We start from the raw sequence: 26,677 nt of genomic DNA on the forward strand, positions 1-26,677 counted from the left end.
CAATGAGTGTCGTGAGCCTGCAACCCGCCGAGCGTATCTGGCTGAACGCCTACCTGCCGGGGGTGCCCAGCGATATCGAAGCCGACATCGACCGCTACCCGTCACTGCGGGAAGTGTTCCTCGAACACGTGGACAAGTACCGCCACCGGGTGGCCTACGTCAGCATTGGCACCGAGATGGGCTACGACCTGTGGGAGAAGCGGGTGTTCGCCTTCGCCGCCTGGTTGCAATCCAAAGGGGTGAAGAAGGGCGACCGGGTGGCCCTGATGATGCCCAACTGCCTGCAATACCCGATCTGCCTGTTCGGCACCCTGCTGGTGGGGGCGGTGGTGGTCAACGTCAACCCGCTGTACACCGCCCATGAACTGCGGCACCTGCTCAAGGACAGCGGCGCCGAGACGGTGGTGATCTTCGAGAACTTCGCCCACACCCTGGAGCAGGCGATGCCGGGCAGCCGCCTGAAGAACATCGTGGTGGCCGCCATCGGTGACCTGCTGGGGACCTTCAAGGGCGCGGCGCTGAACTTCGCCCTGCGCCACGTGCAGAAGCAAGTGCCCAAGTTCAACCTGCCGGGCTCGATCCGCTTCCCGGCGATGATGAAGCTGGCCAGTGTGCTGGAGCACCGGCCGGTGGAGCTCAAGCAGGATGACATCGCCTTCCTGCAATACACCGGCGGCACCACCGGCGATGCCAAGGGCGCGATGCTCAGCCACCGCAACATCCTCGCCAACCTGATGCAGGCCAAGGCCTGGGTCGGCGATCAATTGGACGAGAACCAGCAGGAAACCAACGTCACCCTGCTGCCGCTGTATCACGTGCTGTCGCTGACGGTGAACTGCCTGATGTTCATGTGCCTGGGCGGGCGCAACATCCTCATCGCCAACCCGCGGGACGTGAAGCGGGTGCAGATGATCCTGCGCAAGGAGAAGTTCAGCGGCATCGTCGGGGTCAACACCCTGTTCAACGGCCTGCTGGAAAACGAGGAGTTTCGCGGCCGGGACTTCTCCGACCTGAAACTGGCCATCGCCGGTGGCATGGCCACCCACACCGCCGTAGCCCGGCGCTGGAAGGAGGTCACCGGGGTGCCGATCATCGAAGGCTACGGCCTCACCGAGTGCTCGCCGGTGGTGAGCATCAGCCCGATCGACATCGCGCGCATGCGCGAGGGCGATTTCACCGGGACCATCGGCGTGCCGCTGCCGTCGACCTGGGTGCGCTTCGTGCGCGAGGACGGCGAGCTGGCGGAATTGGGCGAGGAGGGCGAGCTGCAGGTGCGCGGGCCCCAGGTGATGAAGGGCTACTGGCAGCGTCCGGAAGAAACCGCCAAGGTCCTGGACCGCCACGGCTGGCTGTCCACCGGGGATATCGGGGTGATGAACGAGCAGGGCTTCATCCGTCTGGTGGACCGCAAGAAGGACATGATCCTGGTCTCGGGTTTCAACGTGTACCCCAACGAGATCGAGGACGTGGTGGCCCTGCATCCGGGCGTCGCCGAGGTGGCGGCGATTGGCGTCGAGGATGGGGTGACCGGGGAGAAGGTGAAGATCTTCGTGGTGCGCAAGGACCCGAACCTGACTCAGGAGCAGTTGCTGGCCCACTGCCGCGAGTACCTGACCGGCTACAAGGTGCCGCGCTACGTCGAGTTCCGTACCGAAGAGTTGCCCAAGACCACCGTCGGCAAGGTCCTGCGCCGCGCCCTGCGTTAGTTCCGAGGGCGTCCGAGGTTCTTCTGAAGACCGTCAAGCAAGGCCCTGCGGGCCTTTTCGCAGCCTCGCAGGGGCTCGGCAGCGGCTACCTCCACGGCGATCACTGTAGCCGCTGCCGAAGGCTGCGAACGGCCCGCAGGGGCGCAAGCGTCCCGAGTGCGCTAGAGGTTCTTCGGGTGATAGCCAAGCAAGCCTGAACCTACAAGGCGTTGGGCAGGCGGACCTGGCCCGGCTGCAGGCCGAACACTTCGATACCCTCCGCCGTCGATTGGCCGACGCTCACCGGCAGCCGTTGTGCCGGCTGATCGGCGCTCGCCCGATATTCCACACTCATGCCATCTGCGCCGCGCTGGATCGCTGCCGGCGGGATGACGATTGCCTGATCGTTGCGGTAGGTAATGATGCTCAATCGCGCGCTCATGCCCAGGCGGACGCGCTGCTGTTGTTCGCGGGTCAGCTTGGGCACCGACAGGGTCACCGGGAACTGCGCGCTGGCACCGCTGGCGTCCCCCGGCAGCGCCAGACTGCTGACGATGTCCACCTGGCCCTGGAGGCGCTCGCCGTCAAAGCCGTCACCGAGAATTTCCACGCTCTGGCCCTGGCGCAGCTGGTTGATGTCCAGCTCCGACACCTTGCTGACGATCTTCAGTTGCTCGATGTTGGCCAGGCCGAACAGGGCCTGGCCCTGGCCGACCTTGCTGCCGGTCTGCACCGGCCCCGAGGCCGCCGCCGACGCGATGGGTGTCAGGTTGAGCCCCGGCGCCGGGACCACGATTCCGGCAAAGGGGGCGACCACGTCCTTGCCCGCCAGCAGCGCGCGCAGGGCTTCGTACTTGACCGTGGCATTGGTCAGCTCCATCTCGGCAATCTGGCGGAATTCACCCTTGCCCTGATCCAGCGCCTGTTGCAGTTCACCCTGGGCCGCCGTCAGGTCCAGGCGCTGGCTCTGCAGCAGTTGCTTGAGATCGTCCAGTTCGTTGCGGGGAATGATGCCCCGGGCAAACAGGCTCTGGCTTTCACTGAGCTTGCGTTCGGAATTGCTCACCGCCATCTGCGAGGCGCGCAAGGTGCGCCGGGCCCGGGTCACCAGGGCACTGCTGTCCCAGTTCTGCAGTTCCTGAACGCTGCGCCGGGCCTTGAGCTGGGCCGACAAGGCTTCGCGCACCTGGATCTCGATCAGGCTGGGGTCCATCTTCAGCAGCGTTTGACCGGCCTCCACCCGCTGGCCCTGTTCCACCAGACTGGCCAGAACGTTGCCGTCGAACGGCGCCGTCAGGCTGATGGTGCGCTGGGGCTCGATCTTGCCCACCAGGCCGATCTGATGAATCAGCGGCGTAGTGCTGACCTCGATCCAGCGACCCTGTTGCAGCGCCGGATCGTCCACGGCGCGGTAGTGGGTGAGGGCGACGCCGGCCACGGCCAGCACGATCAGGGCCGTGCCGCCGAGGAGGCCGCGCTTGCGCCAGTTTTTCTGCTCAGAAGTCGTTGAGCGCAATGTCCCAGGTCTCCAAGGTCGTGCCCAGGGTCAGATCCAGCTGGGTCTGGGCGTTGAGGTAGGCAATCAGTGCATTGAGGCGGGCGTTTTCACTGGTGCGCAAATCGCTTTCGTAACTCAGCACCTGGAAGTTGCTGGAGCGCCCGGCGCTGAGTTTTTCCCGTTCGATATCCAGCTTGCGCCTGGACAGTTCCACGGCGCGCTGGGCGATCTCGTACTGGCGCCAGCGGGTGCCCAGGTCGCGCACCACGTCACTGACGCTGCGCTCCAGGGCCTGGCGGGCATCGGCCAGCACCAGGGCCTGGTTTTCCACGTCGACCCGGGCATGCACCTCGGCCTGACGGGTACTCAAGTCGCCGATGGGAATCTGCACCTGCACGCCGGCATAGCTGTCCCAGGTCCGTCCCGCGCCGTTGCCGCCGTCGTTGTCGTAACGGTTGCGCACCTGATTGGCGCCGGCCACCAGGGACACATCCCAGCGGCTCTGGTCCTTGGCGATGATCAGGTTGAGGTCGGCCTGCTGGCTGCCCAGCAATGTCGCCAGGTAGGTGGGTTGCTGGATCTGCGCCAGGCGCAGGGCGTCCTGCTGGTCGATGCTGACTTTCGCCGCTTGCAGGCCGTCGCTGGCGCGAATCCGGGTCGACAGGTCCAGGGCCAGCAGGCGCAGCAGCGACAGGCGGTTGATGTCCACCTGATTGCGTGCCTCTTCCACCCCCAGCTCCTGGCTGGCGATGTCGGCTTCGGTCTGCACGATCTCGAACTCGGCCATGCGCCCGGCGGCGATCAGCGCCTTGTTCACCTGGAGCAGGGCATTGGCGCGCTTGAGGGCGTCCTCGACGATCGCCAGCTGTTCCTGGGCCCGCAGCAGTTCGCGGTAGGCGCCGATGATGTCGCTGATGGTCTGCGCCACGTTGGCCTTGAGGTTGAGGCGGTAGGCCTGTTCGTTGATCCGCGCCAGGCGCAGCGGCGCGGTGGTCACGTCCCAGCCGGCGCCCTTGAGCAGCGGCTGGATGATCGACAGGTCCAGGCCGTCGCGGCGGTAGTAGCCGGCCCGGTTGGCCTGGCTCAGTTCCTGGTGCCAGGCCATGTTCAGGCGTGTGCCGTATTCCCCCAGCAGGCTGGAGCTGGGATTGAGGGTGGTGTTGCGCACCCCGTCGTTGCTGCCCTTGTTGGCCCGGTAGGTGCCGCTGAGCAGCAGCTTGGGGTTGAAGGTGTCCTCCGACACCCGCAGGTCGAACTTTTGTGCCACCCGCTGCAGGTAGGCGCTGCGGATGCCACGGTTGTTGCGCAGGCCCAGGTAGACCGCATCGGCCAGGGTCAGCTCGGTCTGCTGCTGGCTCAGCAGCACGCTGCGTTCGTAGGCGCTGCGCAGGGTCGGGGCCGACGCCTGGCGGGCCACGTCCATGTCCCGGGAGCCGGCCTGGCCCAGGGGGCTGAGCAGGCACAGCAGCAAGAGCGCGGCGCGTTGGCGATCATTCATCCCGCAGCGCCTCCACCGGTTGCAGGCGCGAGGCCGAGACGGCCGGGTACAGGCCGAAGAACAGCCCGATCAGCAGGGTGCTGCCGATCCCCAGGGGCAGGGAGGCGCCGGCCAGGGAAAACTGCCAGCCGGAGAGGCGGGCATAGAGGTAGGCGGCGCTCATGCCCAGCACCGCACCGGACAGCGCGCCCACGGCGGTCAGGGTCACCGCTTCGAGCAGGAACAGGTTGCGGATGTCCCGGCGCCGCGCGCCCAGGGCCATGCGGATGCCGATCTCCCGGCGCCGCTCCGAGACGTTCATCAGCATCACGTTCATCACCCCGACGCCACCGCCCACCAGGGAGATGCCCCCCAGGGCCATCAGCAGGTAGCCGAAGGTGCGGCTTTGCCGGGTCATGCCGTCGATGATCTTCTGTGGCACCTGCACCTCGACGCTGCGCCCGGGCAGGTGCTGCTTCAAGGTGTCGCCCAGGGCCGCGGCCAGCCGGTTCATGTCCTGGGCCGGTGCCGCGCGGGCGATCAGGTTGCTGATCTGCGGGCTCGAGGAAATCCGCCGCATGCCTTCCAGGGGGATGAACAGGGATTCGTTGGTCTGCACCGGGATCAGCACCGCCGCCGGTTGCCTGGCGAGGATGCCGATCACCTGGAACAGGTAGTCGTTGATGCGAATCCGCTCCCCCAGGCGCAACGGGTCGTGGGGCGTGCTCAGGGCTTCGGCGACCTGGGCGCCGACCACCGCGTAGGTTTGCCCGCTGTCGAACGCCGAGAGAAAGCGCCCTTGCTGCACCTGCAGGCGCATGGCACTGGCCAGGGACGGGGTGCTGCCCACCAGGTTGGCGTTGCTGGAGCGTCCGCGGTACACCACCGGCCCGCTGAACAGCGCCACCGGGGCGATGTCCAGCAACTGCGGCAGGGCCTGGTGCAGGGCCGCCAGGTCGAGGAGCGGCGGCATGGGCGCGCGGCTGGCCGAGGAATCGGGAAATTGCACCGCCAGGGTGTCGGTGCCCATGTCCTGGAAGATCGCCGCGGCGTCCTGGGCGGCGTTGTGGCCGATGTTGATCAGGGCTACCACCGATGAGCTGCCGATGACGATGCCCAGCAGGGCCAGGATCGAACGCTTGCCCAGGGTGCGCAGGCTGACGAAGGCTTCGTGCAGCAGCTGGCTGGCGCTCTGCTCGACCTTGAGGCTCATGCCGGGCAGACCTCCTGGACCACGCCGTTGGTCACGCGGATCTGCCGCTCCAGCCGCTGGGCGATGCCCGGGTCGTGGGTGACGATGATCAGGGTCACCTGGCGTTCGCGGTTCAGCGCCAGCAGCAGGTCCATGATGTCCCGGGCGGTGTGGCTGTCGAGGTTGCCGGTGGGTTCGTCGGCGAGAATCACCGATGGCTCGCCCACCAGGGCCCGGGCGATCGCCACGCGCTGGCGCTGGCCGCCGGAGAGGTCGGCGGGGCGGTGCTGAGCCCGTTGCCCCAGGCCCACCTGATCGAGCATGTGCTGGGCACGTTCCAGGGATTCACGCCGGGCCACGCCGCGGTAGCTCAGGGGCAGGGCGACGTTGTCCAGGGCGCTGAGGCGCGGCAGCAGGTTGAAGCTCTGGAACACGAAGCCGATCTGCCGGTTGCGGATGGCCGCCAGTTGGTCGGGGCTGGCGCGGAAGATATCGTGGCCGGCGAAGCGGTACTCGCCGCTGTCGGGCAGGTCCAGCAGGCCGAGGATATTGAGCAGGGTGCTTTTGCCGGAACCCGAGGCACCGAGGATGGCGCAGCTCTCGCCGGAGTCGATGGACAGGGAGACGTTCTTGAGAATGTGGAGCGGTTGCTCCGCCAGCCGATAGCTCTTGCCTATGCCTTGCAGGGAGATAAAACCTGAGTCGATTATCGTCGCTGTCATCGCTTACCGCGCCGGCTGGCTCGACTGCTTGCTTGAATATCCACGGTGCGCAGGCGTCGCGTTGCGCGGGGTCCAGGGGCAAGGCCAAGCTCTGGTTTTTATTTATTGTTTTAAAAAATTGTTTGAATAGTAACTGCGTTCATCCTGGTGCGCCAGCCGTCTGAACCGGCTAATTGGGGGCTTTTCGAGGTTTTTTCGCGGCGACTGAAACACGGGGACCCGTGGGTCATAAAAGGTTCTTGCAGGCCGGCGTGGGTCCTTGGGGCGCTTGCTTTTAGGGCTTCTCGCGGGTATAAAAAATCAAATTTTTTTTTAAAACACTGTTCGAACGGTCAGTTTTTCACCCAGCAAAGGTTAGTCCTCCATGGTCGCCAAGAAACTCAGTGCCCCCAATGTCACCAAGACCCGACTGCTGGAAGCGACCGAGGCATTGTTCATCAAGTACGGCTACGACGCCGTGCTGCTGCGTCAGATCACCGAGCGCGCCAAGGTCAACCTGGCGGCGGTGAACTACCACTTCGGCGACAAGGATTCGTTGATGAAGGCCCTGCTGATGCAACGCCTGGGGCCGCTCAACGATCAACGTCTGGAACTCTTGGCCAAGTGCGAAGAGCAGGCCGACGGACCGCTGGATTGCGAGACCCTGCTGGGGGTGCTTTTCGCTCCCGCCATGGGCCTGGAGCGCAGTGATGAAAGCGGTGGCCTGGAAGGCCGGTCGTTCATTCGTTTCCTCGGCCGGGTGTACAGCGATACCTCGCCATTCATTCAGGAATACCTCAAGGAACACTATCAACCGGTGTTCGAGCGCTTCTTCAAGGCTTTTGCCCTGGCGCTGCCGGACCTGCCGCGCAACGAACTGGGGGTGCGCTTGCAGTTCGCCCTCAAGGCGATTTCCGGGGTCATGGCCGGCACCGAACTGCGCCTGCTGATGCAGGCCATGAGCCTGGGGCGTCCGGCCACCGATGCCGAAGTCATGGCCAAGCTGATCAGCCTGGTGTCGGCAGCGATTCGCGCCCCCATGCAAGATCCCGATTCCGAGCAGGCCCTGGAAAAGGTCTTGAACACCCAGCGCCTGATTCGTCAGCACAGCCAGTCCCTGGCCGGCATGATTCCCGCCTGAGCGGACGCCACGCCTGCCCGCACCTCAGGGTGCCGGCGGGCGTGGCACCCTCATTCAAACCATCAATATTGCTCAAGGCTGCGGCCACCATCTGCTAGGTTCTGCTCCTCGCAACTGCCCTGGAGTGCCCGGCATGCCTGCCTATCAACAGCATCTTCTGGCCGTCAACGGAATCGAACTCAGTGTCCAGGTCGCCGGACCGGAGCACGGAGCCCCGGTGTGGCTGCTGCATGGTTTTCCCGAGTGCTGGCACTCCTGGCGCCATCAGGTGCCGGCCCTGGTGCGCGGCGGGTTTCGCGTGTTCGTGCCGGAGATGCGCGGTTACGGTCGCAGTTCGGCGCCGGAAGCGGTGGAGGCCTACGATCTTCTGACCCTGTGCGCGGACATCCAGCAGGCCATGGACGCCTTTGGTCATCAGCGGGTGTGCATGGTCGGCCACGACTGGGGCGCCCCGGTCGCCTGGCACCTGGCATTGCTGGAGCCGCGGCGGGTGGCGGCGCTGGCGACCCTTTCCGTGCCCTTTGCCGGGCGTCCGAAACGGCCGGCCAGCGAGATCATGCGCGAGGTGCATGGCGGGCATTTCAACTACATCCTCTACTTTCAGCAGCCCGGGGTGGCCGAGGCGGAACTGGACGCCGATATCGACGCCAGCCTGCGGCTGTTCATGGGCAATGTGCATGCCTTGCTCGAGCCCAAACCGGCCGATGCCCGGCTGTTCGACGGGGTGAGGGTGCCACGAGAATTGCCGCATTGGTGCAGTGAGGAGGACTTCCAGGCCTATCGCCAGACCTTTGCCGGGCGCGGCTTTCGCGGTGCCCTGAACTGGTACCGCAACTTCGAGCGCACCTGGCAGCGCACCGAGTTCCTGGCCCAGGCCCGGGTGCAGCAGCCGACCCTGTTCCTGCTGGGCGACCGTGATCCGGTGGGCGTGCTCGAAGCCCATACCCTCAAGCGCATGCCCGGTCAGGTGGCCGACCTGGAACAGCACCTGCTGACGGACTGCGGACACTGGATCCAGAATGAGCAGCCGCAGCGGGTCAATGCCCTGTTGCTGGATTTTCTGCAGCGACGGTTCACCTAGAGCAGCCGCCGGTTCCTCGGACGCTGGCTTGCCAGCGAAGGCCTCGGCAGGGGCGGCGCAAGGCGGCGATCCCTGTTCGGCAAGCCGGCTCCCACGGCGGCGGATGCGGCCGGCGAAGGAGGTCGCTCAACCGAGCATTTCGCGCATCCGGTGCCAGAGCATACCCAGGGCCAGCAGCGGTGCGCGTAGCGCAGGGCCACCGGGAAAGGTCATGTGCGGCACGCCGCTGAACACGTCCAGGCCCTGGCTGTGGCCGGCCTCGATCGCCTCGGCCAGCAGCCGGGCGGTCCAGTGGGTGACGTTCAGGCCATGCCCGGAATACCCCTGGGCGTAATACACGTTGGGGTACTGGCGCAGACGTCCGACCTGGGGGAAGCGGTTGGCGGTGATACCGATCTTGCCGCCCCACTGGAAGTCGATGGCCACATCCTGCAACTGCGGGAACACCTTGAGCAGCTTCGGCCGCATGTAGCCGGCGATGTCCGCCGGGTCGCGTCCCGAATAGTGGCAGGCACCGCCAAACAGCAGGCGCCGGTCGGCGGTCAGCCGGTAGTAGTCCAGGCCGACCTTCTGGTCGCACAGCGCCAGGTTCTGCGGGATCAGCGCGCGGGCGCGCTCTTCGCTCAGGGGCTCGGTGGTGATGATGTAGCTGCCGGCCGGCAGCACCTTGCCACTGAGCCGCGGCTCCAGATCCTCCAGGTGGGCATTGCAGGCCAGCACCAGGTGCCCGGCGCTGACCGTGCCCGTCGCGCAGCGCACGGTGACGCTGTCGCCGTGGGTCAACTCCAGCACTGGGCTCTGCTCGAACACCCGTACCCCCAGCGACGCCGCAACCCGCGCTTCCCCCAGCACCAGCTTGAGGGGATGCAGATGCCCCGAGCCCAGGTCCACCAGGCCCCCGGCATACACCGAGGAGGCCACCACCTGCGCCATGTCCTGGGGCCCCACCAGGCGGGTCGGGTGGCGATAGCCCAGGCTCGCCAGGTGATCCTGTTCAGCCTGGAACGCCGCGAACTGGGCCCGGGTATTGGCCAGTTCGCAGAAACCCCAGCGCAGGTCGCAATCGATGCCGTGCGTGGCGATGCGCTGGCGCACCAGTTCCACCGAGTCGATCCCGGCGCGCTCAAGGTATTTCACCCCATCCTGGCCGACGTAGCGGGCAAAGCCCGTGACGTCATGGCCAATGCCGCGAATCAGCTGGCCGCCGTTGCGCCCGCTGGCGCCCCAGCCGATGCGCCGGGCTTCCAGGAGAATCACCGACAGCCCGCGCTGGGCCAGTTCGATGGCGGCGTTGACCCCGGTGAAACCACCGCCGATGACACACACATCGGCCTGCAGGTCGCCACTGAGGGCCGGGTAGCCGGGCAGGGGCCCGGCGGAGGCGGCGTAGTAGGAGCGGGCATGCTCGCTGGCGCTGCCCGAGTGTCGTGGCTGATTCATTTGTTGGACTTCACTTTGCTCCAGGAACGGGTCATCAAGCGCATGATGGCCGGCGACTGGGTGCTGGAGATGTACAGCTTGTCGAGTACGGCCTGCGGCGGATACACCTCGGGGTTGTTCACCAGCTCGGCGTCCATGTACGGCTGGGAGGCCGGGTTGGGGTTGGCGTAGCCGACGTAGGCGCTGACCTTGGCGATCACCTGCGGGTCCAGCAGGTAGTTGATGAAGGCGTGGGCTTCCTTGACGTTGCCGGCATCGGCGGGAATCGCCAGCAGGTCGAACCACAGGTTGCTGCCTTCCTTGGGAATCGAGTAGGCGATGTTCACCCCGTTCTTGGCTTCCTTGGCCCGGTTGGCGGCCTGGAACACGTCCCCGGAGTAGCCGAAGGCGATGCAGATATCACCGTTGGCCAGGTCCGAGACGTACTTGGAGGAGTGGAAGTAGGTGATGTACGGGCGCAGGGTCAGCAGCTTGGCCTCGGCCTTCTGGTAGTCCTCGGGGTTTTCGCTGCGCGGGTCCAGGCCCAGGTAGTTGAGCACCGCCGGGAACACTTCATCCGGCGAGTCCATCATCGACACTCCGCATTGCTGGAGCTTCTTCAGGTTTTCTGGCTCCAGCAGCACCGCCCAGGAGTCGATGTGGTCGATGCCCAGCACCTGCTTGACCTTGTCGACGTTGTAGCCGATGCCGTTGGTGCCCCACAGGTAGGGCACCGAATACTGGTTGCCGGGGTCGTTCTGCTCCAGTAGGGCCAGCAGCTTGGGGTCCAGGTTCTGCCAGTTGGGCAACTGCGAGCGGTCCAGCTTGAGGAACGCGCCGGCCTTCACCTGGCGCGCCAGGAAATGGTTGGAGGGCACCACCACGTCGTAGCCGGTGCGCCCGGCCAGCAACTTGCCCTCCAGGGTTTCGTTGGAGTCGAAGACGTCGTAGATCACCTTGACCCCGGTCTTGCCCTGGAAGTCGGCGAGGGTGGTCTGGCCGATGTAGTCGGTCCAGTTGTACACGCTGACACTGGGTTGTGCCTGGACGGCGGCGCTCATCAAGGCCGCCAGTGCTGCCGGGATCACTGCTTGCAAAAGACGCATATCGACACCTCTTCGGGTTGTTTTTATGGGTTGCAGACGCTGGGGAATCAGACGCTGAGCAGCAGGAACTCGCGTTCCCAGGAGCTGATCACGCGCTTGAAATTCTCGTGTTCGGCGCGCTTGACCGCGACGTAGCCACGGACGAACTTGCGCCCCAGGTACTGCTCGATGGTCGGGCAGTCCTCCATGTGCGCCAGGGCGTCCTCGATGGTGATCGGCAGGCGCAGGTTGCGGCGTTCATAGGCCCGGCCTTCCACCGGGGCACTGGGTTCGATGCCTTCGACCATGCCCAGGTAGCCGCACAGCAGGCTGGCGGCGATCGCCAGGTAGGGGTTGGCGTCGGCGCCGGGCAGGCGGTTTTCCACGCGCATGGCTTCCGGGCTGGCGGTCGGCACGCGCAGGCCGACGGTGCGGTTTTCCTCGCCCCATTCGACGTTCACCGGGGCCGAGGTGTCCGGCAGGAAGCGGCGGAACGAGTTGACGTTGGGGGCGAACATCGGCAGCACCTTGGGGATGTACTTCTGCAGGCCGCCGATGTGGTGCAGGAACAGCTGGCTCTTCTGGCCGTCGGCATCGACGAAGATCGGCTTGCCGGTGGCGATGTCCACCACGCTCTGGTGCAGGTGCATGGCGCTGCCGGGTTCGTCGGCCACCGGCTTGGCCATGAAGGTGGCGGTGACGTTGTGCTTGAGCGCCGCCTCGCGCAGGGTGCGCTTGAACACGGTGATCTGGTCCGCCAGGTCCAGGGCGTCGCCGTGGCGGAAGTTGATTTCCATCTGCGCTGGGCCGTCTTCGTGGATCAGCGTGTCCAGGTCCAGGCCCTGGGCTTCGCACCAGTCGTAGACATCCTCGAACAGCGGGTCGAACTCGTTGGCGGCGTCGATGGAGAACGACTGGCGGCCGCTTTCCGCGCGACCGGAACGGCCCAGCGGGGCCTTGAGCGGCAGGTCCGGGTCCTCGCAGCGCTGGGTCAGGTAGAACTCCATTTCCGGGGCGACGATCGGCTGCCAGCCCTTGTCGGTGTACAGCTGCAGAACCTTTTTCAGCACGTTGCGCGGCGACAGCTCGATGGGGTTGCCGAACTTGTCGAAGGTGTCGTGGATGACGATGGCGGTGGGTTCGATGGCCCAGGGCACCAGGTAGATCGATGACGAGTCGGGGCGGCAGACCATGTCGATGTCCGCCGGGTCCAGCAGTTCGTAGTACAGGTCGTCGTCGACAAAATCCCCGGTTACCGTTTGCAGCAGGACACTTTCCGGCAGGCGCATGCCGCGCTCGTGCAGGAACTTGTTGGTGGGCGCGATCTTGCCGCGGGCAATGCCGGTCAGGTCGCTGACCACGCATTCGACTTCGGTAATCTTGTGATCTTTCAGCCAGGAGGACAGCTGATCGAAAGGGGCGTTCATAAAGACCTCGATGATTGTTCTTGTCTGCACCGAGGTGAGCGGGAGTATCCCGGCAAGGCTTCCCCTGCGGCGCATTGGCGACTATCTTGGGCGAGCCTTGTTGTTCCATCTATCCACTTTAAGCAGCACCAAAGCGCACCAAAAGAGTGCGCAAGGTCCCCCGATGACAGCGTCCAATCCGCTTCAGGTTCAAGCGTTCAACACCTTCGATGTCGCCGATCAGATCCGTGCCACCCCGGGTTGGGTCCAGCATTACCAGCAGATGTCCCCCGGGCATTTCAACGGCCTGGTGCGCTACCTCGACCTGCAGGGCGTGGAGATCTACGAGGAGTGCATGAACACCCGGGTCGAGCAGAATTTCAGCGCCCCGCAAGGCGCCCTGGCGTTCTGTTTCGACCGCAGCGACAACGCCCTGTACCTGCTCAATGGCGAGAGCCGCAATATCTGGATCACCCCGGAGAACTACCAGGAAGTGGCGGTGGTGTTCGGCCCCGAGTTCGTCCAGGGCCAGGGCCTGAGGCTGGAGCGCCTGGACGGCCTGTTCATGGCGCCGCTGGGCAGCCAGCAGAACGCGCTGTTCTGTCGCTGGCTGAGCGCCACCTTGACCCGCCTGTCCCAGACCCTCGATCCCCCCAGCCGCGAAGCCCTGACCCAGCAACTGCTGGACGACTGCCTGTACATCCTCGACAACGCCTGCGTGCGCCTGGACCCGGGCAGCCTGCAACGGCGCAGCGAAGAGCGGGTGATCATGCAGCGGGTGGCGCAATGGGCCGCCGACGTCCCTGAGGAAACCCTCAATCTGCTGGAGCTGTCCCAGGTGGCCGGGGTTTCCCTGCGTCAGTTGCAAAGCGCGTTCAAGGCCTTTACCGGCATGGCCCCCAGCCAGTGGCTGCGCTTGCGCCGGCTCAACAGCGCGCACCGCGAACTGCTCAGCCGCGGGCCCAGCGAGACCACCGTGGCCGAGGTGGCGATGCACTGGTCGTTCTGGCACCTGGGACGGTTTTCCAGCAGCTATCGGGCGCTGTTCAAGGAGTTGCCCAGCCAGACCCTGAAACGTCGCCCGAGCTGATCGGCAGCACTGGCCGCAGAAACTGGTTTGCCAGCGAAGAGGCCCGCAAACCCCGCATCACTCTCAGCCTTCGTCGGCAAGCCGGCTCCTGCAAGGCGCTGGGCGGCCGATTCGCGAAAGCGCCGGCAGCGCTCTATTCTCGGTGTGGGCTGTCTTCCTGGGGCGTGCAATGCTTGAAACCATCGACCTGACCAACGCCGCCGCGGCCCTGGGGATCGGCATGCTGGTGGGCCTGGAGCGCGAGCGGCGCAAAGGGCAGGGGCCTCAGCGTGGCAGCGCCGGGTTGCGTACCTTCGCCATCACCGCGCTGTTGGGGTTCATCGGCCAGCGAGTCGGCGGTCCGCTGCTGTTGGCCTCGCTGGCCATTGCTGTGGCCGGGTTGGTGACGGTGGCCTATTGGCGCAACGAGCAAGAGGACCCGGGAGTCACCAGCGAAGTGGCGCTGCTGGCGGTGCTGATCCTCGGGGCCTTGTGTGGCACGGCCCCGGAGCTGGCGCTGGCCATCGCCGTGGTCATGACCGCCTTGCTGGCCTATCGACAGACGCTCCATCACTTTGTGCGCAGTCAGTTGAGCGACCGGGAAATCGCCGACGGTCTGACGCTGCTGGTGGCGGCGCTGGTGATCCTGCCCCTGGCGCCGGATCGTTTCATCGGCCCCTATGAGGCGTTCAACCTGCGCACCATCGGCACCCTGACCGTATTGCTGATGGCGGTAGGGGCCCTGGGCCACGTCGCGGTGCGGACCCTGGGCGCCCATTACGGTTATGCCCTCAGCGCCGTGGCGTCGGGATTCGTTTCCAGCACCTTGACCATCGCCTCCATGGGCCAGCGGGTCGCCAAGGCGCCCGGGCAGGTCAGGGTTCTGGCCGCCGCGGCGCTGCTGTCCAACCTGGCCACGGTGACCCAGATCGCTCTGATCCTGGTAACGGTCGACAGCGCACTGCTGCAAACCATGTGGCTGCCCCTGGTGCTGGGGGGGCTCTGCACCGCGCTGTATGCCGCTTGCCTGGTGTTTCCCCGCAGCCAGCCCAGCAGCGTCGAACCGGTCAGCGACAAGGGCGCGTTCAATCCCAAGCTGGCCTTGATCGTGGCCCTGACCATGAGCGCCATTACCTTCGCCTGTTCGCTGATGCTCAATTACTTCGGGCAGTTGGGCCTGATGTTGAGCGCCTTGATCAGCGGCTTTGCCGATGCCCATGCGTCCACGGCGTCCATTGCTTCACTGGTCAAGTCCGGGCAACTGCCCGGCAGTGCCATCGGCAGCGCGGTGATGCTGGCGGTCAGCAGCAACTCCCTGAGCAAGTGCATGTTGGCGGCCCTCAGCGGTGGATGGCGCTTTGCGCTGTACGTCGTGCCCGGGCAGGCACTGCTGACCCTGGCGATGTGGGTCGGTGTCTGGCTGCAATAAGCGGCTGCCAGGTCGAAAAAAAGCCGCGCCGCCTGATAAAGATCAACTCGTGCCTGGCCATTGCGCTCAGTCTTGAATGACCCCCTAGCGGTTTCTTCAAGCTCCAGTGCCGAGGTGAACCATGTCGCAAACCCCGCGTTTACTCTTGATCGCGCCCCAGCAGATGCAGCGCACGCCGGCGTTCGAACGCACGGAGCAACTGGCCCTGGCCATGCAATTGCCGGTGCATATCGTCGCCCTGGACCATCTGCAGGCCCTGACGCTGGCCGGGCTGTTCGAGAGCCGTGAGGCCGAGCAGTTACAGGCGGCCTACCTGGAACAGCACGGGCAATGGCTGGAGCTGCAGGCGCAAGGCATGCGCGAGCGTGGCCTGTCGGTGACCTGCGAAGCGCGCTGGGCCAGCCAGCCGTATCAGGAGATCCAGCTGTTCGCCAACGAGATGCCCCTGGCCCTGATCATCAAGGACGCCCATGCCGAGTCGGCGATGCGGCGGATCTTCTATACCCCGCTGGACTGGCAGTTGCTGCGCGATTGCGCGCTGCCGGTGCATCTGGTGACCGAGGCCCGGCACCCACGGCCACGCCGGGTGCTGGCCATCATCGATGTACTGCGCAGCGAAGTGCAGGACCTGCAGTTCAACGATCAGATCATCGACGCCGCGGTGAAGCTGGCCGAGCAGTGCGACGCCGAGCTGGACCTGTTGCATGTGTATGACTGGGTGGCGGTCTACGCCAAGGACGCCGGGGTCGGCGCGCTGTCCCTGGCCAGCGGCTTGTACGAAGCCCTGGGGGAGGCGCAACGCGACGTGTATCGCGCCGTGGCGGAGCGCCACGGCGTGCCCCCGCAACGCAGCCACTTCATCGAGGGCATGCCGCTGCAGCAAATCTGCCGTTTCGCCGAGGAGCACCAGAGCGACGTGATCGTCATGGGCACCACCCAGCACCGCGGCCTGCACAAGCGCCTGGGCAGCACCGCTGAACATCTGCTGTTGCAGGCACCCTGCAGTATCTGGGCGGTCAAGCCGCCGCGTGACCCCTTGCCATGAGCCGCACCGGCGTGGCACCGCCGATCACAGGAGCAAACGATGCACCACCTGATGGGCGTCGTCCGGGTCGGTGTGGGTGGTGAAACCCAGGTGCGCGGCCAGCTCGCGCATGGCCTGGTTGTTCACGCTGTCCACCGAATACATCTGCACAAACCCATGCTGGCGGGCGGCGCGGATCAGATGGGTCATCAGCAATGACCCCAGACCCAGATGCTGCCATTGATCGGCCACGGTGACGGCGCACTCGCATTCATCGTGGGACGTGGCGGCATAGCGGCTGACACCGATCTCGATCAACTGGCCCTGTTCATGCACCAGGGCGATGTAGGCCAGACGCTGTTTGCCGTCGACATCCATCAACTGCTCGAGCATGGCGGCGTCGGGCTCCTTGATCTGCGCCAGAAAGCGCATGTGTCGCGATTGCGGGGACAGGCGCTTGATGAAGTTGTACTCGCGCTCGCGGTCTTTCTCGGCCAAGGGCCGTATCAGCACATGGCGGCCGTCGTTAAGCGCCTCGATCCAGTGCAGGCCGGTCACGGCGCCGTAGGCAGCGGCGGCCTGATCGTTGTGTTCCTTGATGCTGAACATGGGGCGATCCTCTGGGGACGATGAAGGTGGGCCCGCGACCCGCGGCCGCGTGCTGACTATCCTTTACCCCTGTTGCCCGGGACAGGATCTGATCTGGATCAGATGCGGCCCACCGCCGCGGATATTGACTGTCGGCGCGGGCTTAACCCGAGGCTTTGTGACTTTTGTCAAATCGGCGGCCCGAGCGGCGCGCATCATCGGCGCATCGGCTCGGGACTCCCGGGCCGTTGTCCAGTGCGCCGCCCGGGAGGTGCCCATGTCCACACTGCAACGCGTGTTGTTGATCGCCCCCACGGCGCTGTCTCGTACGCCGGCTTTCGACCGGGCCAGTGCCCTGGCCCGGGCCATGGGCGCCAGTCTGCACATCGTCGCCTTCGACTTCATCGAAGTGCTGGAGGTCGCCGGGCTGTTCGATCACCAGGCCATGGCCCAGGCCCGGGAAGGCTACCTGCAGGTGCATCGGCAGTGGCTGGAGCAACAGGCTCGCTTCGAACGGGCCAATGGCCTGCGGGTGACCACCGAAGTCTTGTGGGCCAAGGCCCGGCTGCAGGACATCCTCGATTATGTGACCGACTACCACCCGGACCTGGTGATCAAGGACGCCCAGCCAGTACCGGCCCTGCGGCGCATTTTCTACAAGCCCCTGGACTGGTTGCTGCTGCGCGACCTGCGCCAGCCGCTGCACCTGGTGACCGACAGCCGCCATCCCTTGCCGTTGAAGGTGCTGGCGGCCCTGGATCTGTCCCATCTGGAATACCTGACCCAGGGCCTGAACCAGCGGATTCTGGAGATGGGCGCGACCCTGGCCAGATACTGCGGCGCCCGGGTGCACCTGCTGAACGTGGTGGACTGGGCCACGGAAAACGCCACCGGCCTGCCCATCTACAGTCCCGACAACGACCTCAGCATGCGCGATGCGGTGAACGACGCGCAGCAGGAAGCGTTCGAAACTCTGGCCGAGCGCTACGCCATAGCCCCGGAGCACTGCTATCGCCTGGAGGGCGTGCCGCATCAGGTCATCGCGCGCTTTGCCGCCGACAACGACTTCGACCTGATGATCCTCGGGCGCGCGCATCGCCGGGGCCTGCAACGCTTTGTCGGCGGCAGCGCCGAGCAACTGCTGTATCACACGCCCTGCAGCCTGATGCTGGTGGAGCCCCAGGAGTGAGGCCCGGCCATGCCCCGCAACCTCGCCCGACACGAAGGAGATGGAGATGCGCCTGAGCTTTCTCGGTGCCGCCGGCACCGTCACCGGCAGCAAATACCTGTTGCAGCATGAGGACCGGCATGTGCTGGTGGACTGCGGGCTGTTCCAGGGCTACAAGCAGCTGCGCCAGCACAACTGGGAAGCCTTCGGCCTGCCGCTGCGCGAGCTGGACGCCATCGTGCTGACCCATGCTCACCTGGATCACAGCGGCTACCTGCCGCTGCTGGTGCGCAATGGCTATCGCGGGCCGGTGTATGCCACGGCGGCCACCTGCGAGCTGGCCAGGATTCTGCTGCGCGACAGTGCGCGCCTGCAGGAAGAGGAGGCGGCCTATGCCAACCGCCATGGCTTCTCCAAGCACTCTCCGGCATTGCCGCTGTACACCGAGCGCGATGCCGAGCAGGCCCTGAAACTCCTGCATCCGCTGCAATTGCACCATCGGGTGGAAGTGCTGCCGGGGCTGCACATCCAGTTGCGCGGCGCCGGGCACATTCTCGGCGCCGCCACGGTCCAGGTCGACGCCGCGGGCATGAGCCTGGTGTTTTCCGGTGACCTGGGCCGCATGCAGGACCCGCTGATGTTCGCCCCCGAAACCATCGAGCAAGCCGATTATCTGCTGGTGGAGTCGACCTACGGCGACCGCCTGCATCCCCGGGACGACCCCGAGCAGCAACTGGCCGATGTCATCAACCGCACCGCCGAGCGTGGCGGCATCACCCTGGTGCCGTCCTTTGCCGTGGGACGCGCGCAACTGCTGATGTACCACCTGTATCGCCTGCGCCAGCGCCAGGTGATCCCCGACCTGCCGATCTACCTCAACAGCCCCATGGCCACCGACACCACCCATCTGTACCAGCGCTTTCGCAGTGACCATCGACTGTCCCGGGAGGAGTGCGAAGGCATGTGCCATGTGGCGCACATCGTGCGCAGCACCCAGGAGTCCATGGCCCTGGACCAGCTCAAGAGCCCGGCGGTGATCATTGCGGCCAGCGGCATGGCCACCGGTGGCCGGGTGCTCTACCACCTCAAGGTGCTGGCGCCCGATCCGGCCAACAGCCTGCTGTTTCCCGGGTTTCAGGCCGGCGGCACCCGCGGCGCGCAGATCATCGCCGGCGCCGAGTCGGTGCGCATTCATGGCCGGGAGGTGCCGATCCGCGCCGAAGTCACGGCCATGCAGAACCTCTCGGCCCATGCCGATGCCGACGAGATCATGCAATGGCTGCGAGGCTTCAAGCGCCCGCCGAAACACACGTATGTGGTCCACGGCGAGGCCAATGCCGCCGACACCTTGCGCCGGCGCATCAGCCTGGAACTGGGCTGGTCGGTGTCGGTGCCGGAATACCGGGACAGCGTGGAGTTGCAGTCGGGCCCGGCGACCTAGTCCCTGGCCGCGTTCTGGCAACCCGCGACCCGCTGCTTCAGGCCCTCCAGATCGAGGATCTCCACCTGCTTGCCGTTGATGGTCACCAGGCCCTGGTCCCGCAGATGGGCTATGCCCCGACAAACGGTTTCCAGGCGCAGCCCCAGGTAGGAGCCGATTTCCTCGCGGCGCATGCGCAGGATAAAGGCCCGGGACGAATAGCCCCGCAGGCTCAGGCGCTGGGACAGATTGAGCAGGAATGCCGCCAGGCGCTCGTCGGAGTTCATGTTGCCCATCAGCAGCAACATGCCGTGGTCACGCACGATCTCCCGGCTGAGGATCTTGTTCAGGTTGTGCTGCAGCGAAGGCAGGGCCTGGGACAGGTGCTCCAGCTGGGCAAAGGGAATCGGGCAGACCTCGCAATCCTCCAGGGCAAAGGCGCTGCAGGCATGCTGGTTGGTGCTGATGGCATCCAGCCCGAGAATCTCGCCGGCCATCTGGAACCCGGTGACCTGCTCGCGGCCATCCACCGACAGCACGCAGGTCTTGAAGAACCCCAGGCGCACGGCGTACAGCGAATGCAAGGGGTCGCCGGCGTGATACAGCGCATGGCCTTTCTTCACCTTCAACCGTTGCAGGATCAAGGTGTCCAGGCACTCCACTTCCTGGTGGCTGAGGCCGATGGGCAGGCACAACTCCTGCACGCTGCAACTTGAGCAGGCGGTCTTGAGGTGCTGTACCTGAATCGGGCGTGCTTCGAATGGCGGCATGGGGGGCTCTCGACGGTTGAGCCGGCTCGGCAAGGGAGGAGGGCAAGCCTGACAGTTAACTGTAGACCGATGCGATCGGTGCTGCTTGATGTCGATCGGAAGTCTTCAGCAAGGGGATGGCAATGGGCCATAAAGCCATTAAAGTGAGCGTCCCCCACCCTCGTTCAAGGATTGACGATGCGCCCAACCGGATTCTGGACCCGCTGCCAAACCGCCGTACTGACCAGTTGCCTGCTCGGCCTGCCGCTGGCCATTCTCAGCCTTGAGACTCAGGCAGCGGAGCCTGATTTCATCACCCTGGTGATCGAGAACGAAGGCGACTATCCCATCACGTTCGAGCCGCCGTTCCACGTCGACTCTTCGGATTTCGAGCGCAAATACCCGGTAAGCGCGCCCAAATACGCCACCGCCAAGGGCCTGGAGTCCGGTCCCGTGGTGATCGGCGCGCGCCAGCAGGGCATGCTGGTGATGGCCTTGAGCAAGCCGATGTTCAACATCCTCGATATCTTCAGCAAGGACTGGGGGTTCAACCTCAAGTTCTGCCAGGAGCGTGGGGCCTGTGACGAAGCCCGGCTCAGCGGCACCATCCGCTCCACCACCAGCTTCAACTGGAAGCAGTCGAACAACTTCAGCCAAGCCCAAGTCAGCGATATGACCAACGACGAGCTGGAGGCCTATGCCAAGACCAAGGCCATGATCTCGGGCATTCTGACCACCCTGGGCAGCGTACTCGGCCTGCCGATCGGTGCGGGTGGCATGATCGGTGGCCTGCCGGATGCGCAGAACTTCAAGGTGACCCTGAAGCAGCAATGCAATGCACGCTTTTCGATGAGCCTGGAGCCCTCGCTGGCGCCCAACGGCGACTTTCTCGTCGACTTGCGGATCAACCGCGTGCTGCCCAGCGACATGAGCAATTTCAACGGTTTTGTCATCGATGACAGTGCGGTGGCCAGCCAGGGGCTGCGCCTGGTGGAAAACGGCTGCCGCGACGGCCGGCAGGCCCAGTGCCTGATCAGGCTCAACGGCGGCACCGAGATCAAGAACCTCAACACCACCGAGTTCGCCGTCACCGATCGCGCCGGATGCAAGGCCGGTGACAAGCTGGCCTATTCCCAGGGCGCTTTCATGCTCAGCAACAAGGTTGGCTTCCCGGTGCGCTACACCCTGTTCATCAAGGACCGCATGGTCGACAACGGCGAAGTCTGGCCCGACCAGAACAAGGACCTGCGCCAGCTGGTGGGCCAGGTCATGGCCACCGTCGGCGACCAGGAATGCCCGCAGGCCCAGGACCCCTGGATGGGTGGGCGGCGCATGGGTGTCTGCCCGTTGCGCCTGGAAGTCCAGGGGGATGGCGGCCCCGGGCTCAAGGGCAGCCTGCGTTGCAGCCTGTCCATGCGCCAGGGCACCGTGGGCGACCCCAATGCCGACTACATGAACCTCTACAGCCTGACCGGCTGCACCCCGGCCATGCCGGCTTCGATCAGCCCGGTGGCCGGTTTCTACCAGATGGACATCAAGCGCATGGTGCCGCTCAGCGGCATGTACAAGATGATCTCCATCGACCTGATCAAGCCGCAGCAGCAATAAGGACCCCAGCAGATGCCGGTGACACAGGCTTTTACCGCCCCGGGCGGACACGATGCGGCGCTGACCCGGCGCGACGACGACCTTCTGGATCGCTGGCCGGTGGCCAAGCTGGTCTATCGCATGATCACCGCGACGCCCCTGGGCTGGTCGACCCGGCTCGGTCTGTATGGCCCGTGGGGCAGCGGCAAGACCAGCGTGCTGAATTTTTTGCAGCTTATAGCCGAGGAGAAGGGCGACATCATAGTGCGGCTTCCGGCGTGGCGGACCAGCGGCGAGCAGGAGTTCATCGTGCAGTTCTATCTGGCGCTGGCAGAAGCATTGCAACGTTCAGGCGTTGGTGAACCCTTCAAGCACTGGACCAAGCGCCAGTCGAAAAAGATCGCCGATATCCTGGAAAAAGCCGCCAGGAAAACCGCTGACCTCAAGCTTCCCGAATCGGCCAGCTACAGCGAAATCGTAACCTTGGCCGCCGGTGCGGCAGGGCTGGTCTTCGAGAAACTGAGCGAAATACTGCAACTGGAAAAAAGCGACCTGGATGCCCTGCGCGGGCAACTGGGCGATAGACGCATCATTGTCTTTGTCGACGACCTCGACCGTGCCGATCCGCGGATGCTCCCGACGACCCTGTTGACGCTACGTGACCTTCTGGACTGGCCGGGATTCGTCTTTGTCCTGGCCTTCGACAAGGACGTGGTGGGCAAGGCACTTCGCTCCTATTCCGAAGCCTTCGGCGAGTCGGCCCAGCACTTCCTGGACAAGATCATCGATGTGCCGGTGACGTTGCCCGAGCCAAGCCCGAAGCAGGTGCAGCGAATGGTCGCCAGGAACCTGAAAGACTGCTGCCCATTCCTGCCGGACACGGCCATCGCGCAGACCGCTGAGTGGTTTCCCACCAATCCGCGCCAGGCCAAGCGCATCTGCCGCAGTTTGTCGGTGTTTGGCGCGGCGGCTGATCGGCATGCCGAGGGCCAACTGGACTGGCGCGGAATCATCCTGCAGACCCTCTTGCGTGAGACCGAACCCAAGGTGGCCCAGGTGGTAGAAGAGCACATGCTGGGTGTCCACTCGGACTTCGGTGCCAGCATGTTCGGCAATGCCAATAACGCCAAACAGGAGCAGCACAAGCAAGCAGCGCTCAACGCCGCGCAATGTCCCAAGGATGAAGTCAATAACAAGCGTCTGTGGAAGTTGATCGAAGAGCTGGGCCATGCCAGAAGCAAACTGTCTTTGGCAAACATTCACTATGAGATGAGCCTTGCGTTCCGCGAGGTGGAGTTCACCATTCCCGAGTTTTCCCGGTTGGTGAAATCCTGGGGGGAATACCCGAGTGCCCAGACCCTCAACGACTTCATTCGTGAGGCGGCCAGTCGTAGCGATGAAGGTGAGGTTGCCGTGGCCAGCGCGATGCTCAACATGGCGAATTTCCAGTATGGCGAGCAGTTGGGCAGAACCGCGTCCCTCTACTCACGGGAGGCGTTCGAACGAGCGATGCGCAGCGCCGCAGAGCTCCTGAGATTGATCGAGTTCTGTTACTCGACCGAGATTGAAGGGGCCATGTCCACGGCGCGCGGCGACTATGAAGTGTGCATCGGTTTTATCAGGAGCTTTTTTGCAAGCGTTGCCAAAGACGCTAGCGCACCTGAAAGAGCGCTCCGTGAACGCGAGCTGCGATTGGCGGCGATCATTGCCGCTCAGTGCGATGATCCACAGCGCCTGTATCTGGATGCCGAGCCTATACAGGGCACGCTGCGTGTTCCTGCCTGGGAAGTTGCCCGAGCATATGAGCACTATGTGGATGCGTTGCGGACGGTGCTCGCGCCGCCTCTGATACACAGTGCCATCCAGGTGTTCGCCTTGCCCAATGGCGTAGCGAATGCACTGGGCCAGGATGATGCGCGACTGAAGTGGGTACTGACTGAAGAGCGCTCACCCCTGTATACCCAGGCCAGCAAAGACTTGGGATGCGCAGCCTTGAAGGAACTGATCGGCAGCACCCAGGAGCTGGGCGCCAGGGAAATATTGGCGAAGAACGCCTTGTCCTACCTTGGTGCGTTTACTGATCGATGGGAGTCTTCCTCTACCTGTGCAGAGCAGGCCACGCGCTACCTGGAATATATCCAGCTGGCTTGGCAAGCCCTCTGCCAGCTGGAGCCGACCATCCAGACCCGGGTGTATCTGAAGAAGTTGAAGTCGCAGCTTGAAAAGCAGGTGGCAAGCCCGGGGTTGCTTGACACTCCCGACTGGTGGAGTGGCAAGCCCGATGACATCGAGCACGAACTGCGAGGCATTTGACTCCGCGCGGCCTCCGCTCAATAGCGCGAGAGGCCATTGCCCCGGGTTTCGTTGACGTGCCTTGGCCCTGGGCGCAGGGGGCTTGGTGCACTCACCCCGGCGGCAGCAACCGCAACGGGTCCACCGGTACGCCATTGGCGCGGATCTCGAAGTACAGCTGGGCGCGGTCGGTGTCCTGGGAGCCGGCTTCGGCGATCTTCTGGCCCTTGATCACCATCTGGCCTTCCTTGACCAGCAGCTTGCTGTTGTAGGCATAGGTGCTGGTGTAGGAAGGGCCGTGCTGGAGAATCATCAGGTTGCCGTAGCCGCGCATGTAACCGGCGAACGCCACCTTGCCGCCCAGGGTGGCGTGGATGGGCTGGCCTTCGGTGGTGGCGATGCGGATGCCCTGGTTGAGTTTGCCGGTAGGGGAGAAACGGCCGATCAGCACCCCGCGCAGCGGCCAGCTCCAGCCCTGCAGGGTGACCTTGGGCATGGGCGGGGCAGGCGGGGCGGCCTTGGCCTTGCTCTTGCTCTTGCTGGCGCTGCTGCGCGAGCTGCTGGCCACCCGGGTGCTCTTGGCCGCACCGCCTACCCGCAGCACCTGGCCGACTTCCACGGTATAGGGCGCCTTGAGGCCGTTGAGCCGCGCCACTTCCTTCCAGCTGGTGCCGTTGCGGCTGGCAATCGAGTACAGGGTGTCACCCCGCTTGACCCGATATTCACCGGCCTTGAGCGGCGCATTGCCGCCAGGATCGGTGGAATGGGAGCTGCAGGCCGATACCGCCAGCAGCAGTGCAATCAATAGAAGTCTTACCAACACGCGGCAACCATTAAGTCCTGACCAAGTCCTGTAGCCCAAGCTGCCTGTAGCGCGCCGGGCAAGCCGGCAACTATACCCGTTTGCCGGACAACCGGCGCGCAATAGACAGTGTTCGGTGCCGTTAAATTCCATCAGGACTCAGGGCATGGCGGATTTCCCGGGCCGCCCCGGGCGGGCTATTGCCGTCGATAGACTGTCGCACTCCAGTAGCGACTGCCGTCGCTGTGCTGGCGTTTCCAGCCGGCCGCAGCCAACTGCTTGCCGATCAGGCGGTTCATCCAGCCATGACCGAGCAACAGCACCGGCTGTTGTCCGGCCAGGGACTGCAATCGACGGGCGGCGACAGCGGCGCGCTGGCGGGCCGCAGCGGCCGATTCGACCTGCCTTGAGTAACCACACACCCAGAGGATTCTCAGGATCGCGGCCCAGGTAAAGGGCGACAGGCGTGGTCGTCTCCAGCGTGTGTAGGGCAGTTGCGCCTCGCCGAACACCGGGTCCACCAGGGTTGGCTCCCTCCTGAGCGCCTGGACGGACGCCAGGGCCCGCGGAGCGTTGCTGGAGACAATCACCCCGGCGCTGGCGGCCAGTTGCAGGCTGGAGGGCGGGGCCGGTTGCCCGCCGATGTCGGAACGTTCGTAGTCCTGTATCCAGCCCTGCATGTCGAGGGCGGAAACTTTCCGGGTGGCGATACCTTGGGGCTGACCGTGACGCATGAGAATGATGGTGTTGTTCAACGGCTTTCTACGTCCTTGTTGGTGCTGCTTGAGGAGGCGGGGGCAGCCTGGGCGATCCAGCCGTGATCCCGGTACCAGGCCAGGGTATCGCCAATGGTGCGTTCCAGGGAGCGAAAATTCAGCTCGAGTTCCTGTTCGCTCTTGCGGGGGTCGAAGTGGCTGCGGTCCGCTTCCCGGAGCATCAGGCGCACGGTCGCCAGGCTCAGCAACACCGGCTTGCCGGTCAGGCGCGCATAGACCTCCTGCACGGCGGCCAGGGTATAGAGCAAGGGCACCGGCAGCGGGCGTGTCGGCGTGGCGACCCCGGCGATACGCCCGATGATGGGCACCAACTGGGCCATGGTCATGTGCCGGCCCGCCGCCAGGTAGCGTTGGCCGCGGCGTCCGTAGCGGGCAGCGGCAATCTGCGCTAGGGCCACATCCCGGGCGTCGACCAGGGAGAAGCTGCCGGGAACCAGTCCCGGCAAGCGGCCGCGCACCACGTCCATGAGCAATTGCCCGGCGGAGGTCGGCCCGATATCGCCGGGGCCCCACATCCAGCCGGGCAGGACCATGCACCCCTGCATCTGTGGATGGCTGTCGAGAAAGGCCAGCAGGACGCGATCGGCGAGGATCTTGCTGCGGTAGTAGTGGTCTGCGCCTGCCGGGTCGCGCAGGCAGGTTTCATCGATCAGGCTGCCGGGCGCGCCGTTGAGCACGGCAATCGACGAGGTCTGCACGACGCGGCGGATGCCGGCGCCGTAGGCCCGCTCCAGCAAGTGCTGCGTGCCCAGGACGTTGATCTTGTGCAACTGCTGCCAGTGGCTGCCGCCCTTGTAATTGTCGCGAAAGAACGCCGCGGCATGAAACAGCGTGTCGCAGCCCTGCAACGCGGCGGCGAACCCGTCGACATCGGCCAGGTCGCCGACCACCAGTTCCAGGCCGTGCAGGGGGCCGAACTGCTGTTCGCCCTTGGCCCTGGAGCGCACCAGGGCCTTGACCTTGCAGCCTCGGGCCAGCAGCTCGCGTACCAGGTTGTTGCCCAGCAGGCCGGTGGCACCGGTGACAAAGGTGCAGTGCATTTCAGGGCCATAGCCGCTATCGGTGTCAGTGGGTACAGGGTGTTCGGG

At 64.9% G+C, this 26,677-nt stretch carries 22 protein-coding genes; 10 read left to right on the forward strand and 12 right to left on the reverse strand.

The window, feature by feature from the left end; genetic code table 11:
* Positions 1–2 precede the first annotated feature (2 nt).
* Positions 3–1,706, forward strand: coding sequence for an AMP-binding protein (locus PST29_RS14870; protein ID WP_060839186.1), 1,704 nt, complete (start codon positions 3–5; stop codon positions 1,704–1,706).
* Between the two features lie 199 nt (positions 1,707–1,905).
* On the opposite strand, the gene PST29_RS14875 is transcribed toward PST29_RS14870, so the two are convergent.
* The 4 genes from PST29_RS14875 to PST29_RS14890 are packed head-to-tail and all read right to left on the reverse strand — an operon-like array spanning position 1,906 to position 6,574.
* Positions 1,906–3,201 carry an efflux RND transporter periplasmic adaptor subunit gene (locus tag PST29_RS14875; RefSeq protein ID WP_060843522.1) on the reverse strand — a complete coding sequence of 432 codons (1,296 nt, stop codon included), beginning with the start codon at positions 3,199–3,201 and terminating at the stop codon, positions 1,906–1,908.
* A complete protein-coding gene (locus PST29_RS14880; protein WP_060839188.1) occupies positions 3,182–4,681 on the reverse strand; it encodes a TolC family protein in 1,500 nt (499 codons plus the stop codon). Before PST29_RS14880 ends, PST29_RS14875 begins: the two co-directional genes overlap by 20 nt.
* The gene (locus tag PST29_RS14885) at positions 4,674–5,873 is read right to left on the reverse strand and encodes an ABC transporter permease (RefSeq protein WP_060843523.1); all 1,200 of its coding nucleotides are present in this window, start codon (positions 5,871–5,873) and stop codon (positions 4,674–4,676) included. The genes PST29_RS14880 and PST29_RS14885 overlap by 8 nt, the downstream gene beginning before the upstream one ends.
* Positions 5,870–6,574: an ABC transporter ATP-binding protein gene (locus PST29_RS14890; protein WP_060839190.1), complete on the reverse strand. Its 705-nt coding sequence runs from the start codon at positions 6,572–6,574 to the stop codon at positions 5,870–5,872. Before PST29_RS14890 ends, PST29_RS14885 begins: the two co-directional genes overlap by 4 nt.
* A 364-nt stretch (positions 6,575–6,938) precedes the next feature.
* Here PST29_RS14890 and PST29_RS14895 point away from each other — a divergent pair, with 364 nt between their 5' ends.
* Both PST29_RS14895 and PST29_RS14900 read left to right on the forward strand, forming a co-directional pair.
* On the forward strand, positions 6,939–7,694 hold the full coding sequence (locus PST29_RS14895) for a TetR/AcrR family transcriptional regulator (protein ID WP_060839191.1): 756 nt from the start codon (positions 6,939–6,941) through the stop codon (positions 7,692–7,694).
* 133 nt (positions 7,695–7,827) lie between these two features.
* Positions 7,828–8,775, forward strand: coding sequence for an alpha/beta fold hydrolase (locus PST29_RS14900; protein WP_060843524.1), 948 nt, complete (start codon positions 7,828–7,830; stop codon positions 8,773–8,775).
* 126 nt (positions 8,776–8,901) lie between these two features.
* Here the strand turns inward: PST29_RS14900 and PST29_RS14905 are convergent, their stop codons facing one another.
* Genes PST29_RS14905 through PST29_RS14915 form a run of 3 tightly spaced genes read right to left on the reverse strand, consistent with a single transcriptional unit; the run spans position 8,902 to position 12,706 of the window.
* Positions 8,902–10,215 carry an NAD(P)/FAD-dependent oxidoreductase gene (locus PST29_RS14905; protein WP_060843525.1) on the reverse strand — a complete coding sequence of 438 codons (1,314 nt, stop codon included), beginning with the start codon at positions 10,213–10,215 and terminating at the stop codon, positions 8,902–8,904.
* Positions 10,212–11,300 (reverse strand): polyamine ABC transporter substrate-binding protein, encoded by a 1,089-nt coding sequence (locus tag PST29_RS14910; RefSeq protein ID WP_060843526.1) that lies wholly within the window; start codon positions 11,298–11,300, stop codon positions 10,212–10,214. The genes PST29_RS14905 and PST29_RS14910 overlap by 4 nt, the downstream gene beginning before the upstream one ends.
* Before the next feature lie 47 nt (positions 11,301–11,347).
* Entirely contained in the window at positions 11,348–12,706 is a 1,359-nt protein-coding gene (locus PST29_RS14915; RefSeq protein WP_060839195.1) for a glutamine synthetase family protein, read from the reverse strand.
* Between the two features lie 163 nt (positions 12,707–12,869).
* Here PST29_RS14915 and PST29_RS14920 point away from each other — a divergent pair, with 163 nt between their 5' ends.
* The 3 genes from PST29_RS14920 (at position 12,870) to PST29_RS14930 (ending at position 16,228) form a co-directional block, all read left to right on the forward strand.
* Positions 12,870–13,775, forward strand: a complete 906-nt coding sequence (locus tag PST29_RS14920) for a helix-turn-helix domain-containing protein (RefSeq protein ID WP_060843527.1) — start codon at positions 12,870–12,872, stop codon at positions 13,773–13,775.
* Between the two features lie 169 nt (positions 13,776–13,944).
* Positions 13,945–15,183: an MgtC/SapB family protein gene (locus PST29_RS14925; RefSeq protein ID WP_060839197.1), complete on the forward strand. Its 1,239-nt coding sequence runs from the start codon at positions 13,945–13,947 to the stop codon at positions 15,181–15,183.
* A 121-nt stretch (positions 15,184–15,304) separates the two neighbouring features.
* Positions 15,305–16,228 (forward strand): universal stress protein, encoded by a 924-nt coding sequence (locus tag PST29_RS14930; protein ID WP_060843528.1) that lies wholly within the window; start codon positions 15,305–15,307, stop codon positions 16,226–16,228.
* Between the two features lie 24 nt (positions 16,229–16,252).
* On the opposite strand, the gene PST29_RS14935 is transcribed toward PST29_RS14930, so the two are convergent.
* The gene (locus PST29_RS14935) at positions 16,253–16,816 is read right to left on the reverse strand and encodes a GNAT family N-acetyltransferase (protein ID WP_060843529.1); all 564 of its coding nucleotides are present in this window, start codon (positions 16,814–16,816) and stop codon (positions 16,253–16,255) included.
* A gap of 256 nt (positions 16,817–17,072) precedes the next feature.
* Here PST29_RS14935 and PST29_RS14940 point away from each other — a divergent pair, with 256 nt between their 5' ends.
* On the forward strand, positions 17,073–17,984 hold the full coding sequence (locus tag PST29_RS14940) for a universal stress protein (protein ID WP_060843530.1): 912 nt from the start codon (positions 17,073–17,075) through the stop codon (positions 17,982–17,984).
* A 46-nt stretch (positions 17,985–18,030) separates the two neighbouring features.
* Entirely contained in the window at positions 18,031–19,404 is a 1,374-nt protein-coding gene (locus PST29_RS14945) for an MBL fold metallo-hydrolase RNA specificity domain-containing protein (protein ID WP_060843531.1), read from the forward strand.
* Here PST29_RS14945 and fnr read toward each other — a convergent pair.
* Entirely contained in the window at positions 19,401–20,153 is a 753-nt protein-coding gene (gene fnr / locus PST29_RS14950; RefSeq protein WP_060843532.1) for a fumarate/nitrate reduction transcriptional regulator Fnr, read from the reverse strand. The genes PST29_RS14945 and fnr overlap by 4 nt on opposite strands.
* Positions 20,154–20,330: 177 nt before the next feature.
* Here fnr and PST29_RS14955 point away from each other — a divergent pair, with 177 nt between their 5' ends.
* Complete coding sequence (locus PST29_RS14955; protein ID WP_060843533.1) at positions 20,331–21,740, forward strand: hypothetical protein; 1,410 nt, start codon at positions 20,331–20,333, stop codon at positions 21,738–21,740.
* A 12-nt stretch (positions 21,741–21,752) separates the two neighbouring features.
* Positions 21,753–24,032, forward strand: a complete 2,280-nt coding sequence (locus PST29_RS14960; protein WP_060843534.1) for a KAP family P-loop NTPase fold protein — start codon at positions 21,753–21,755, stop codon at positions 24,030–24,032.
* 91 nt (positions 24,033–24,123) lie between these two features.
* Here the strand turns inward: PST29_RS14960 and PST29_RS14965 are convergent, their stop codons facing one another.
* The 3 genes from PST29_RS14965 to PST29_RS14975 all read right to left on the reverse strand — a co-directional run bounded on the left by PST29_RS14965 (position 24,124) and on the right by PST29_RS14975 (position 26,629).
* Positions 24,124–24,834: a peptidoglycan DD-metalloendopeptidase family protein gene (locus PST29_RS14965; protein WP_173664410.1), complete on the reverse strand. Its 711-nt coding sequence runs from the start codon at positions 24,832–24,834 to the stop codon at positions 24,124–24,126.
* Between the two features lie 176 nt (positions 24,835–25,010).
* Complete coding sequence (locus PST29_RS14970; RefSeq protein ID WP_173664435.1) at positions 25,011–25,547, reverse strand: histidine phosphatase family protein; 537 nt, start codon at positions 25,545–25,547, stop codon at positions 25,011–25,013.
* Positions 25,548–25,564: 17 nt separating this feature from the next.
* Positions 25,565–26,629, reverse strand: a complete 1,065-nt coding sequence (locus tag PST29_RS14975; RefSeq protein WP_060841941.1) for an SDR family oxidoreductase — start codon at positions 26,627–26,629, stop codon at positions 25,565–25,567.
* Between the last annotated feature and the right edge of the window lie 48 nt (positions 26,630–26,677).

Origin of the sequence: Pseudomonas sp. St29 (assembly GCF_001547915.1) — a bacterium.
Classification (GTDB): domain Bacteria; phylum Pseudomonadota; class Gammaproteobacteria; order Pseudomonadales; family Pseudomonadaceae; genus Aquipseudomonas.